Annotated in this window: 9 protein-coding genes; 6 read left to right on the top strand and 3 right to left on the bottom strand. The window is 46.5% G+C overall.

The window, feature by feature from the left end:
* Positions 1-4 precede the first annotated feature (4 nt).
* The 3 genes from BBP27_RS01645 to BBP27_RS01635 form a co-directional block, all read right to left on the bottom strand.
* On the bottom strand, positions 5-3394 hold the full coding sequence (locus tag BBP27_RS01645; RefSeq protein ID WP_265511147.1) for an RHS repeat-associated core domain-containing protein: 3390 nt from the start codon (positions 3392-3394) through the stop codon (positions 5-7).
* Positions 3395-3567: 173 nt separating this feature from the next.
* Positions 3568-4119: a DUF4303 domain-containing protein gene (locus BBP27_RS01640; protein ID WP_070849608.1), complete on the bottom strand. Its 552-nt coding sequence runs from the start codon at positions 4117-4119 to the stop codon at positions 3568-3570.
* A gap of 32 nt (positions 4120-4151) precedes the next feature.
* Complete coding sequence (locus BBP27_RS01635; protein ID WP_265511146.1) at positions 4152-8297, bottom strand: DUF6531 domain-containing protein; 4146 nt, start codon at positions 8295-8297, stop codon at positions 4152-4154.
* Between the two features lie 333 nt (positions 8298-8630).
* Between BBP27_RS01635 and tagF the strand changes: the two genes are divergently transcribed.
* The 6 genes from tagF (at position 8631) to BBP27_RS01605 (ending at position 13922) form a co-directional block, all read left to right on the top strand.
* The gene (gene tagF / locus BBP27_RS01630; protein ID WP_188211786.1) at positions 8631-9185 is read left to right on the top strand and encodes a type VI secretion system-associated protein TagF; all 555 of its coding nucleotides are present in this window, start codon (positions 8631-8633) and stop codon (positions 9183-9185) included.
* 4 nt (positions 9186-9189) lie between these two features.
* On the top strand, positions 9190-10248 hold the full coding sequence (tssA, locus tag BBP27_RS01625) for a type VI secretion system protein TssA (RefSeq protein ID WP_188211787.1): 1059 nt from the start codon (positions 9190-9192) through the stop codon (positions 10246-10248).
* Positions 10249-10325: 77 nt separating this feature from the next.
* Positions 10326-10844, top strand: coding sequence for a type VI secretion system contractile sheath small subunit (gene tssB / locus BBP27_RS01620; protein ID WP_070606732.1), 519 nt, complete (start codon positions 10326-10328; stop codon positions 10842-10844).
* Positions 10845-10875: 31 nt separating this feature from the next.
* Positions 10876-12375: a type VI secretion system contractile sheath large subunit gene (tssC, locus tag BBP27_RS01615; protein WP_070850814.1), complete on the top strand. Its 1500-nt coding sequence runs from the start codon at positions 10876-10878 to the stop codon at positions 12373-12375.
* A gap of 79 nt (positions 12376-12454) precedes the next feature.
* A complete protein-coding gene (locus BBP27_RS01610; protein ID WP_188211788.1) occupies positions 12455-12937 on the top strand; it encodes an Hcp family type VI secretion system effector in 483 nt (160 codons plus the stop codon).
* A gap of 169 nt (positions 12938-13106) precedes the next feature.
* Positions 13107-13922, top strand: a complete 816-nt coding sequence (locus BBP27_RS01605) for a type VI secretion system accessory protein TagJ (protein ID WP_188211789.1) — start codon at positions 13107-13109, stop codon at positions 13920-13922.
* The last annotated feature ends 18 nt before the right edge of the window (positions 13923-13940 follow it).

Raw genomic sequence — 13940 nt, 5'->3', positions numbered from 1 at the left:
TTTCTTAACATTTTCCAGGTAGAGGTGTTTGTCGTTTTTTTCCAGCTGGGCGAGGTGCTTTACGAGTTCTTTTTTTACTTTTTCCTGCTTCCCATGGTTCAGTCCCTGGAGCTTCATAAATTATCCTGGCCCCTGTTTTTTCATGTGCTCTATTCATAGCCCCTTTACAACTAGGACATGCTGGGTACTCTCCTTTAATTCTCACTGTATCTCCAGGCTTCAAGTCCGGCGTTAAATCTCGCATCGCTCTATTTTCTGTATGAGTGGCCAAAGTTGATCTAGGAAAACCTAATGCCCTTTCCTCTGGAGTCATACCTCCACTTTGATAGGAACGTGGCTGCCCCACAAGATTACCCTTACTATCAAAATGACTAACAATTGCATTATGTGTACCTTTCCCAGAACCGAATTTTGCTAACCCCCAAGGGTCAAGCCACATAGCCGCATTAGGCGCAAACTGATATAGATTATCTCCACCAATTAATTTAATCGGGTCCTGATTCACAAACCGCCCGGCCTCAGGCTCGTAATAGCGCATCAGGTTGTAATGCAGCCCGGTCTCTTCATCGAAGTATTGGTTTTGCAATCTAAACGGCTGATGCGCGTTCCGATAGACGCGTTCATCCTTTTTCAGACGACCCCAGGCGGTATATTCGCCGTACCACAACAGATTGCCGTGGATGTCGGTCATCTCGCGCGGGATGCCGACTTGGTCGTTGTGGAAATAGGCGAGGTATTGTTTGCCGTCTTTGGCGTTGTCAAAGACTTGCGCCAGCGGTTCGTAGCTGTCTTGGCCGGTGTAGATATAGGTGTAACTGCCTTTGTAGGTGTACTCCTGCAATAGGCGGCTGCCGTCCCAGACGAAGTGGGTACGTTTGGGGTCGGTACTCGTCCAGGCGAGTTTGTCTTGGCGCTCTTTGGAGAGCCTTCGACCGAACGGGTCGTAGGCGTATTCCCAAATCTCGGTATTGCCGGCGGGCTTTTTGATTTCGGCGCGGACGAGTTGGTTTTCGAGGTCGTATTGATAATATTGGTTTTCGCCATTAGGCAGCTGGCGGTAGATCAGGTTGCCCAGTGCGTCGTAGGTGTATTCGATGCCGTTGTATTCTTTGAGGCGGTTGCCGCTGCTAATGTTACTGCCTTTGCCCTTCCCTTCGGCCGCTTTGTCGGAAAGGATGTTGTGGGCGGGGTCAAAGGCAAAGATTTCGCTGCGACCGGTTTGGCTGTTGCGGGCTTCCTGAATGCGTCCGATTTTGTCGTAAACGTAATTGAGTACGCCGCTTCTTTGGTCGGCACTTTGAATCAGGTTGCCGGCTTTGTCGTAGGCGTAGCGGCGGTTGACGGCGCCGCCGGCCAGCGGTTTTTGTTTGCCGCTGAGTGTTTGTGTGCCGTTCTGGACGGTACGCTGGCTTTTCAGACGGCCCATGGGGTCGTAGTCGTACAGGCTGCTGATGCTGCCCTGTGTCCTTTGGATTTCGCGGTGCAGTTTGTCGCGCTCGATGTCGCTGACGACTTCGCCGTCGAGGCTGATTTGGTGCAGGTGTCCGCTGCCGTAGTACAGGTAATCAATATGGCGGCCGTCGGGAAGGATGGTGCGGATGCGGTTGCCCAACGGGTCGTATCGGTAGCCTACAGTGGCGCTTTGGCCGTTGTGGACGGTGGTTTCGCCGATGAGGCGGTCGAGTTCGTCGTAGACGAGTTCGACGCTGCTGTGATGGTTGCGGGCTTTGGTCAGGTTGCCGGTAATCAGGTCGTATTCGAAACGGGTGCGGCTGATGCCTTCGTCTTTGCTTTGTCCGTTGCGGCTGGAGACTTTGCGGCTCTGCTTTTCGATCAGTTGGCCGAGGATGTTGCGTTTGAAATGATGGATGTGCCAAGTCTCGGGGCGGTCTTTCAGACGACCTTGATCGGTGCTTTGGCCGTATTCGGTCTGTTGAACCAGTTGTCCGGCGGCATCGTAGCCGTAGGCGGTAATTTTGCCGTCCCAGCCGGTTTCTTGGATCAGGTTGTCGGTTTGGTCGTAATCGAGACGGTAGGTTTCGCCGTTTTCGTTGGTAAGGACGGTCAGACGGCGGGCTTTGTCGTAGGCATAGGCAAAGGTATGGCCCAGCGCGTTGATGCGTTTGAGCGGCAGTCCGTCCACTGCGAGTTCGTAGGCGGTTTTGGCACCGAGTCCATCGATGTAGGCGGTCAGACGGTTGAGGCGGTCGTATTCGAAGGTTTCGTGACTGCCGTCGGGATAGTCGGTACGGACGGGGTTGCCCGCTGCGTCGTAGTGGTGTCGGGTGGTATGGCCCAGCGCATCGGTAACGGTTTCGAGATCGCCGTATTCGGTGTAACCGAAACGGGTGGTTTCGCCGGTACAGTCGGTGAAGCTGACGAGCTGGTCGAGGGTGTCGTAGTGTAGGCGTCGGGTTTTGCCTAAGGCGTCGGTAATGGTTTCGGGCAGCCATTGGGCGTTGTAGCCGTAGCTGGTGGTGTAACCGGCGGAGTCGGTGATACTGATGAGGTTGCCGCGTCCGTCGTAATCGTAGGCGGTAATCCTGCCTGCGGGATCGTTGACGGCAACCGGCAGGTTGAGGGTTTCGTGGTAGTCGATCTGGGTGCTGCTGCCGTCCGGCGCGGTGATGGCGATAACGTTGCCTTCGGTATCGTAGAGATAGCGGGTTTCGCGTCCGAGGGGGTCGCGTTCTACGGTAATGCGGCCGTAGTCGTCGCGTTCGCTGTCGTTGCGTTGTCCGTCGGCATCGATGCGGTAGACGAGTTCGCGGTTTTCATCGAAACCGTATACTTCCGTCCGTCCCAATGCGTCGGTAACGACGGTATGGCCTTTGCGGTAGTCGAACGTCCATTCTTCGCCGAGGTTGTTGCTGCTTTTAAGCACTTTGCCGTCGGTGTCGTAACGGTCGTATTCGTAGCGGGACACCAGTCCGTCGGGCTGGCTGTGTTCGACCATGATGTGGTTTCGGTAGGCGAAACCGCGCAGTTTTTTGCCGTCGCGTCCGTAAACGGCGGTCAAATCGCCGTAGCCGTCGTAGTCGTAGCGCACCAATTCCTTGCCGTTGAAGGTGATGGAAGTAAGGCGGTTGACGTAGAAACGTTCGTCCTCGGAAACGAAGACGTCCCTTTCTCCGGCCGGGTCGAAGTCGGGATCGTTGTCGTGCAGCCGGATAGAGGAGAATACGGGTTGGAAGTGTCGGCCGCTGCCGTCGTAAATGCTGTGCGGCAGCCCGTTGTCGTCGTAGCAGAGGCGGATATGGCGGCCGTTGCGGTCGAGTTGTGCGACCAGTTGGTAAATGCCGCAACCGGAATCGACTTCGGCAAACAGCAGCCGTGCGCCGCCGTCGGGGGAGGCGATTTGATAGAGGCCGTCTGAAAGCTGCTTCTCAGACAACCTCTATGTCAATCGGTTTGTCAACCGATAAATAATGAGATTATTAAAGAACAAAAGTTCAGACGACTTCAAAGAGAATATTGAGGTCGTCTGAAAACTGAAAAGCCCGCGTGTGTGTGTTTTACACACACGCTAATTAGAATTGGAGGATTTTGTGTACTACTCTGCTTGCTTCAAGCATAACGATTCTTAAAAAGAAGAAATTTTTCTGATGAATTTAATTTCTTGGCTGAATAATTTTCCATAATTTCAGCATTATCACTATCTGCAAGAGAAACATAAAATATTATATTTTTTATCTTATTTTTATCCATCTCAGTTAATGCTAATTTAAATCCTTCGATAATAGCATCATATACATTTGCTTGAACAACTTCAAAATCTTCATCTAATAATTTTTGAATATTATCTAAAATTTCTTGAATATTTTGGTTAAATATTTTATCAATTTCTTCGGGGACTTCACCTGTGCCTATTTCAAATTCTGAATAATACCATTTTACAAAAGAATGTTCTTCAACTGGCAAATTCTTCTTTAATTCTTTGTAATGAGAGATAGTATTTGCAGCCCATCCTAAATACTGACAATAGTCATCGATATATAACACATATGCAAAAATATCATTTTCTTCATATTTCGATAGAACAAAACCTAATGAAGTTAACACTCCATTTTTAACATCATTAATTAAATTATTAGTCAAATTTTCATTTAAAGCTTTCATAACCAATCCTTATATCCAATACACTTAATAAATTAGCATTTTTTACTATGAGAACCATACTTGCCAAAAACTTTCCCACCAATTCTTGTCAATTGCTTACTCATATATTTATCTGCTTGTGCTTTATTCATAACTCCGCGTTTCATCCATTGTGTCACACGCTTATCAGCTTGTTCAAGTAGAGTAGCTACTTTTTCTGCATTTTTAACCGTATGAACACCTTTAATATTTGACGCAATCATTAGATTGGAACGCCCAGTAGTAGTTCGATAGTTAAAATTTAATGGAATATTATATTTATGTGCAATATTTCTGGAACGAGTTAACGCATCCTTCATTGCAGGAGAACGGTCGAACTTTCCTTTAAATATAATATGATGACCATGTGCATTACTTATATGCGGTTTAGCTGTTACTCCATGATTTTTTGGAATATCAAGCCAAGATAAACCTAAGGGATCGCCCCACCCCTGCGCATTAGGCGCAAACGAATAAAGGTTATCCCCGCCCAGCAACCCAATCGGGTCTTGGTTCACAAACCGTCCCGTATCAGATTCATAGTAACGGAAGAAATTGTAATGCAACCCCGTCTCCGCATCAAAATACTGGTTCTGCAACCGGAACGGCTGGTGCGCGTTTGGGTAAACCTTCATCTCCGATTTCAGACGACCCCAGGCGGTATATTCGCCGTACCACAACAGATTGCCGTGGATGTCGGTCATCTCGCGCGGGATGCCGACTTGGTCGTTGTGGAAATAGGCGAGGTATTGTTTGCCGTCTTTGGCGTTGTCAAAGACTTGCGCCAGCGGTTCGTAGCTGTCTTGGCCGGTGTAGATATAGGTGTAACTGCCTTTGTAGGTGTACTCCTGCAATAGGCGGCTGCCGTCCCAGACGAAGTGGGTACGTTTGGGGTCGGTACTCGTCCAGGCGAGTTTGTCTTGGCGCTCTTTGGAGAGCCTTCGACCGAACGGGTCGTAGGCGTATTCCCAAATCTCGGTATTGCCGGCGGGCTTTTTGATTTCGGCGCGGACGAGTTGGTTTTCGAGGTCGTATTGATAATATTGGTTTTCGCCATTAGGCAGCTGGCGGTAGATCAGGTTGCCCAGTGCGTCGTAGGTGTATTCGATGCCGTTGTATTCTTTGAGGCGGTTGCCGCTGCTAATGTTACTGCCTTTGCCCTTCCCTTCGGCCGCTTTGTCGGAAAGGATGTTGTGGGCGGGGTCAAAGGCAAAGATTTCGCTGCGACCGGTTTGGCTGTTGCGGGCTTCCTGAATGCGTCCGATTTTGTCGTAAACGTAATTGAGTACGCCGCTTCTTTGGTCGGCACTTTGAATCAGGTTGCCGGCTTTGTCGTAGGCGTAGCGGCGGTTGACGGCGCCGCCGGCCAGCGGTTTTTGTTTGCCGCTGAGTGTTTGTGTGCCGTTCTGGACGGTACGCTGGCTTTTCAGACGGCCCATGGGGTCGTAGTCGTACAGGCTGCTGATGCTGCCCTGTGTCCTTTGGATTTCGCGGTGCAGTTTGTCGCGCTCGATGTCGCTGACGACTTCGCCGTCGAGGCTGATTTGGTGCAGGTGTCCGCTGCCGTAGTACAGGTAATCAATATGGCGGCCGTCGGGAAGGATGGTGCGGATGCGGTTGCCCAACGGGTCGTATCGGTAGCCTACAGTGGCGCTTTGGCCGTTGTGGACGGTGGTTTCGCCGATGAGGCGGTCGAGTTCGTCGTAGACGAGTTCGACGCTGCTGTGATGGTTGCGGGCTTTGGTCAGGTTGCCGGTAATCAGGTCGTATTCGAAACGGGTGCGGCTGATGCCTTCGTCTTTGCTTTGTCCGTTGCGGCTGGAGACTTTGCGGCTCTGCTTTTCGATCAGTTGGCCGAGGATGTTGCGTTTGAAATGATGGATGTGCCAAGTCTCGGGGCGGTCTTTCAGACGACCTTGATCGGTGCTTTGGCCGTATTCGGTCTGTTGAACCAGTTGTCCGGCGGCATCGTAGCCGTAGGCGGTAATTTTGCCGTCCCAGCCGGTTTCTTGGATCAGGTTGTCGGTTTGGTCGTAATCGAGACGGTAGGTTTCGCCGTTTTCGTTGGTAAGGACGGTCAGACGGCGGGCTTTGTCGTAGGCATAGGCAAAGGTATGGCCCAGCGCGTTGATGCGTTTGAGCGGCAGTCCGTCCACTGCGAGTTCGTAGGCGGTTTTGGCACCGAGTCCATCGATGTAGGCGGTCAGACGGTTGAGGCGGTCGTATTCGAAGGTTTCGTGACTGCCGTCGGGATAGTCGGTACGGACGGGGTTGCCCGCTGCGTCGTAGTGGTGTCGGGTGGTATGGCCCAGCGCATCGGTAACGGTTTCGAGATCGCCGTATTCGGTGTAACCGAAACGGGTGGTTTCGCCGGTACAGTCGGTGAAGCTGACGAGCTGGTCGAGGGTGTCGTAGTGTAGGCGTCGGGTTTTGCCTAAGGCGTCGGTAATGGTTTCGGGCAGCCATTGGGCGTTGTAGCCGTAGCTGGTGGTGTAACCGGCGGAGTCGGTGATACTGATGAGGTTGCCGCGTCCGTCGTAATCGTAGGCGGTAATCCTGCCTGCGGGATCGTTGACGGCAACCGGCAGGTTGAGGGTTTCGTGGTAGTCGATCTGGGTGCTGCTGCCGTCCGGCGCGGTGATGGCGATAACGTTGCCTTCGGTATCGTAGAGATAGCGGGTTTCGCGTCCGAGGGGGTCGCGTTCTACGGTAATGCGGCCGTAGTCGTCGCGTTCGCTGTCGTTGCGTTGTCCGTCGGCATCGATGCGGTAGACGAGTTCGCGGTTTTCATCGAAACCGTATACTTCCGTCCGTCCCAATGCGTCGGTAACGACGGTATGGCCTTTGCGGTAGTCGAACGTCCATTCTTCGCCGAGGTTGTTGCTGCTTTTAAGCACTTTGCCGTCGGTGTCGTAACGGTCGTATTCGTAGCGGGACACCAGTCCGTCGGGCTGGCTGTGTTCGACCATGATGTGGTTTCGGTAGGCGAAACCGCGCAGTTTTTTGCCGTCGCGTCCGTAAACGGCGGTCAAATCGCCGTAGCCGTCGTAGTCGTAGCGCACCAATTCCTTGCCGTTGAAGGTGATGGAAGTAAGGCGGTTGACGTAGAAACGTTCGTCCTCGGAAACGAAGACGTCCCTTTCTCCGGCCGGGTCGAAGTCGGGATCGTTGTCGTGCAGCCGGATAGAGGAGAATACGGGTTGGAAGTGTCGGCCGCTGCCGTCGTAAATGCTGTGCGGCAGCCCGTTGTCGTCGTAGCAGAGGCGGATATGGCGGCCGTTGCGGTCGAGTTGTGCGACCAGTTGGTAAATGCCGCAACCGGAATCGACTTCGGCAAACAGCAGCCGTGCGCCGCCGTCGGGGGAGGCGATTTGGTAGAGGTCGTCTGAAATCTGTGAAAAGTAGATTTGTTCGTAAGGATCAAAATAGGCGTCATCTAGACCGTAGGGATCTTCTTCGGCAGAAGCAGGTCGCGGCGCAGCCTCTTCTTCATATAAATTGTCTTCACCATCGTCGGTTGCGGAATAAGGCTCTTCTGCTTCGTCGCTGATATCCGGCAACGAAATTTCCCTGCCCTGCTCATCAATATAGAGAAAACCGTCGGCAGTACGGACAAGACGCATGGAGAACGGCAGCGACCAACCTTGTCCCAGCCAGCCGTTGCCTATTTGGTCGGAATAATAGCTGCGCTGCCAAACAAGGGGAAGCGGGGAATCAAAGCCAAAGTCAACCTCTGTTTCATCAAATAAGACTTTGATACCAAGTACGGCATTAACAGGATTACCGATAGCTGCTGCAACTTTACAGGGGATACAGTGACCATGACCAGAAGTAACCACCCCGCCATCAGAACCTGCTCCGCTGCCCCCGCCAAAACCACTGACCATCTTTCGTGAAGGCAGTCTAACACTAGGCAAACCTGGGACCATTGAAGCAAGGGAAACCACATCAGATACAGCATCAGCTACATTAGCTGCAGCAGAGTCAGGAGCAACCAAAGAAAGGGCGCTAGAGGCAACATCAGCCACCATCTCTATCACATCCACCGGACCGGCTGCATTAGTCAGCGGCTCAGGCGGATTGGCAGATCCTTTGGACACCATGGCAGGTGCAGAAGGCTGAGGAACAAGAATACCTATGGTGTTACCGGAAGAGGACATGCGATTACTCCGTCGAAATCCTAATTAATCTACAAGTAGAAACCTCAAAACAAGGAACGCCAATCACTTTCTGAGGACTTGGGCACGTTATTTTGCAAAAATTATAACAAACAATAAGCTATAAATAAAACTGTATTTAATAAACTTTATTATTAAAATATCATATAGTAAGCGCATATTTTTAAAGATTATTTACATTTCTTAAGTTATTATTTCAAGCGGTTTAAATTTATATTTATCAACACATCGAATTATGCTAGAGTACGAGTCTTAGCAGTTGTATCTAATTAGCAACTTGGGAATCTAAAACCTCTTCTCTTGTGATGACTACTCATGCTTAAGCAAAATGAAGTCTATTTTTTTGGCAAACTGAATCAATCCCGTGATTTTATTTTCTCCGAGAATCTTCAAACTCACGATAAAATCTTTTGGGATAACTGGTTTAACCGATGCTCCGACCAAAACAAATTAATTTCATTCACTCGAAAAACATATTCCCCTTTGCAAATTTGGCTATTTTGCATCAAATTACCTGATGATCTTATTTATACTGGTATGACTGCTGGTAGTTCTGATAAAATTGGCAGAAAATACCCATTTGTGTTATTTTATAAACCTAGCTCTATTCCCGAATCACTTGATTCTCTTTTTTTTCTTTTAAAGAAAAAAAATTCCTTTCGCGAGATATTAAAAGAAGGGGAATGTTGTATCGAAGATTTTTACAGTAGTGATACAACAGAGAACTCTATCCTCTCTGAATCCTTTCACAAATTTTTATCTGATTCAGACGGCATTGGTAGTTTTTGGCAAGAGATTGGAAGCGGTTACCACATAAAACATGAAGGCCTCCCCTCATGCTCACTGTTTAATAAGTTATTTGGATTATAAGTAGATGAACACATTTCCTCGATGGGACGAGCCTATCTCTATCGACAGTCCCGAAGGTGTAAATATCGAATACGATAGCCGCTTTTTAGAACTACAAAGCGTAGCTGAAGGCAAACCAGAACAACAATATGGTGACACGATTATTCCTGCAGAAGAGGCCGACTGGGCAACAGTAGAAAAGTTGTGCAATCAATTGCTAGCCGAGTCTAAAGATTTACATGTCTTGGCTTATTATGCACAAGCTCTTACTGCCAAACATGGACTCGTAGGGTTCTGCGCTGGCTGCGAAGCAATTAGAGCTAATATAGACTTATATTGGGAATCCATTTACCCCAAACTTGAAGATGAAGACGGTGAATTTGATCCCTTTTACAGGATCAATGCTCTTAGCTCCTTTACTACACTTGATGGCATTATCAAAGAGATTCTTTCATCTAAATTATTGATAAATGGGTTAACCCAACAGCCTATTACTGTAAAAGAAGCTGTTTCTATCCTACAAGGGAATGATCCACAAAATTATCCAGGAGGTAAAGAGCGGCTAATGCTCGATATTAGAGTAAATGCCGATACGGGAAAACCTGAATTAACCGCATTAATTCAAGCATTGGACTGTCTGAAAGACATCCAACGCATTTTCTCGTCTAATTTACAGGATGAACACTCACTTGATTTTGATGTTATTCAAAAACCTCTTACCCTAATTCACAAAGCCATCAACTATAATGATGGGAGCGCTCCCTCAGTACAACAGACAGAACAGCCTGAGTTCCCCTCTGAAACTAACAGCTTGGCTATTACGCAAGAACAATCTATTCAAGAGGCTGACGCATGGCGCCGTCTGAATATTAAAAACCGTGCTGATGTTGATTTAGCTTTAGAGAAAATCTGCATTTATTTTGAAACTCTTGAGCCCAGCCACCCTGCACCACTGTTTATCCGCAGAGTGCAACGACAAATGAATATGAACTTTTATGACATCATGAAAGATATTAGCCCAGAAAGTATTGCCAATTTAGAAGTTTTAATTGGCAAACCAGATGAAGATACAGCAAATTCCTAAAATCAGTACACCTCATCCACAATTTCGTAAATATCTTTTAGATATACAACATTATTAATTATCCTAAGGTTATAACCATGTCACGAAATAAATCATCAGGTCAAAAGTTTATTGCCCGCAATCGAGCTCCTCGCGTGCAAATTGAGTATGACGTAGAGTTGTATGGCTCAGAGAAAAAGATTGAACTGCCTTTCGTTATGGGTGTTATGGCAGATTTGGTTGGTAAACCTGTCGAACCACTGCCTGACTTGGCCGAACGAAAATTCTTAGAAATTGATGTAGACAATTTCGACGAACGCATGAAAGCCCTTAAACCTCGTGTCGCCTTCAACGTAAAAAACACATTGACAGGTGAAGGAAATTTGAATGTAGAACTCGAATTGGAAAGCATGGATGACTTCTCACCAGCTGCGATAGCTAAAAAAGTAGCACCTCTAAATGAACTTTTACAGGCGCGTACAGAACTATCTAATTTACTCTCATATATGGATGGTAAAAGTGGGGCTGAAGAATTAATTGGAAAAGTCTTAGGGGACAGCGAATTACTAAAAAGTCTTGCAGCTGCACCTAAATCAACATCCAAAGATGAACAATAGTCTCTAATAAAACTAGAAGTGAAAGTAAATCATGGCTGAAAAACAATTAGATACCCTAGGAAATGGCAGTTCGCAACATGTGTTTGCAACCAATGAATTTGAACAGCTGCTTCAAAAAGAATTCAAACCTAAAACGGAAGAAGCTAAAAGCGCTGTAAATAATGCAGTCGCAACATTGGCTCAGCAGGCCTTACAAAATGCCGTCACCATTTCAGATGATACCTATCAAACCATTGAAGCAATTATTGCCGAAATTGACAGAAAGCTTTCTGAACAAATCAACTTAATCTTGCATCATGAGGACTTTCAAAAGCTTGAAGGTGAATGGCGCGGCCTGCATCATTTAGTGACCAACACCGAAACAGATACTTTACTGAAAATCAAAGTATTACCTATTTCTAAAAAAGAGGTTGCTCGTAATTTAAAACGCTTTAAAGGTACAGCTTGGGATCAAAGTCCACTCTTTAAACGTATTTATGAGGAAGAATACGGCCAATTTGGCGGTGAACCCTTTGGTTGTTTAGTAGGTGACTATTATTTTGATCACTCTGCCCCTGATGTAGAAATGCTCAATAGTCTTGAGAAGATTGCAGCGGCTGCACACTGTCCATTTATTGCTGGTGCATCTCCCAAATTAATGCAAATGGAGTCTTGGCAAGAGTTAGCTAATCCGCGTGACTTAAGTAAAATTTTCCAAAATGCCGAATATGCTCCATGGCGAAGCCTGCGTGAATCCGAAGATTCACGTTATATCGGTTTAGCCCTACCTCGTTTTCTGTCTCGCCTGCCTTATGGTGCCACAACAAATCCTGTAGACGAATTTGACTTCGAAGAAGAAACAGAAGGTGCAGATCACAATAAATATACTTGGGCCAATGCTGCTTATGCAATGGCAGTAAATATTAACCGCTCATTTAAATACTATGGCTGGTGTACCGCTATTCGCGGTGTGGAATCAGGCGGTATCGTTGAAAATCTTCCCTGCCACACATTCCCAACCGATGATGGTGGTGTAGACATGAAATGCCCAACAGAAATCGCTATTAGTGACCGCCGTGAGGCGGAATTGGCTGCATTGGGCTTTATGCCATTAATCCATCGTAAGAACACGGATTTAGCTGCATTTATCGGTGCGCAATCTTTGCATAAACCATCTGAATATTACGATCCAGATGCTACCGCCAATGCACGTTTATCAGCTCGCTTGCCTTATTTATTCGCATGCTGCCGTTTCGCACACTATTTAAAATGTATTGTTCGTGACAAAGTTGGCTCATTCCGTGAACGTGATGACATGGAACGTTGGTTAAACGAATGGATTATGAATTATGTAGATGGAGACCCTGCCAACTCTACGCAAGAAACGAAAGCACGCAAACCATTGGCTGCTGCTGAGGTAGTTGTAGAAGAAGTAGAAGATAATCCAGGATACTATACTTCTAAATTCTTCCTGCGTCCTCACTACCAACTTGAGGGACTTACTGTTTCTCTACGCTTAGTTTCCAAATTGCCTTCGACTAAACAAGAATAGTCAGGCTTAGTTTATTTAGTTGGGTATATTAGTGCCCTGTTGTTAAATCACTTATATTTTTTAACTAGGAGAGTAAAAAATGGCTATTGATATGTTCATGAAAGTCGAAGGTGTAAATGGCGAGTCAAAAGATTCTAACCATAAAGACTGGACTAACATCGAAAGTTTTGACTGGGGTGCTGAGCAACCTGGTTCAATGACCAGCGGTGGTGGCGGTGGTGCCGGTAAAGTCAATTTCAATGACTTAACTGTAATTGCTGCTATCGATAAAGCAGCTCCAACCATTTTGAAAAACTGCGCTACCGGCCAACACTTGAGCAAAGTAGAAATTTCTGTATGTAAAGCTGGTGGCGAACAAATTGAATACTCACGCACTACATTAGAAGATGTCTTAGTAACCGGTGTGAAATTCATTGGCGTACAAGACAATGATGCGCTGAAAATGCGTTATTCATTCCAAGCTGCAAAAGTGAAAAACCAATATTGGGAACAAACCGATAAAGGTTCTAAAGGTGCTGAAGTTCAAATGGCCTTCAATATCAAAGAAAACAAATCTGCATAATTGATATGTAGATTTAAGTAAAAAAGCCTGACTTAAAAGGCGTTTGTTTTTAAGTCAGGCTTTATACATAAATTTTTTCACTTTTCAGACGGCACTACTTAACTGAAAAATTAATCTTGTTTTTAACTTCTATTATTCATCTTTATAAATTAAATAAGGAATCATTGAAATGGATTTGAAGACTAAATTATCAGAGATGATTGAGCTTGTACGTTCAAATCCTGACAACCAAGAACATCGTTTAGCACTGATTCAATATCAGTGTCTATGCGCAAAATGGGAACAGGCTTTAAAACAAATCGGACAATACCAAAAACTTTTTCCCGATACTCAAAAGCCCCTGATGCTCTACCTTATTGAAAATATTTCTGCTGAAATACGTCGCCAAGCAGTCTTTAAAACACAGCAAAAACCCAAAACTCTAGAACAGCACGCAAGTAAACTTGATATTCTTCAAAAGCAACTCTCTTTAGTTGCCCATGTTTCAGAACAGAAAAACAAGGCTCTTGTCGATGATTATACTGTGTTATCTGAGAATATAGACGGCTCCCCAGTACATATTACTTACCTTTTAGCAGATAAATCAGTTTCTGAAATGGATAGCGACTGGATTATGGATGGAGACGTACGTACTGCTTTCGTTTATGAATATTTCTATCAAGGTCACTATTACTGGCAAACATGGGATTCTATTGAAAATATTTCTTTTAAGGCTCCAAGTTCCTTACTGGACATCATTTGGAGAGCGTCTGAAATTAAATTTACTAATGGTGAGTGTATTCAATGTACTAGTCCTGCCCGCTATACTGTTATGCCTGGTGAGGAAACAGCATGGTCAGATCTGCTAATGAAGTGCTCACAAACTGACTGGATTGAAATAGCAGAGCAACTCTTTACAGGGGTTGGTCAAAAAACTTTGTATACCGATAACCATGATTTTGGCCTTTTAGATATTCGTAATATTAGATTTGAACAAAATCATTAAAATCTATCCATCCTTCAA

The sequence above is a fragment of the Neisseria sp. RH3002v2g genome, from assembly GCF_014596425.2.
Lineage (GTDB): Bacteria > Pseudomonadota > Gammaproteobacteria > Burkholderiales > Neisseriaceae > Neisseria.
This window is presented reverse-complemented; position numbering and strand designations above follow the sequence as displayed.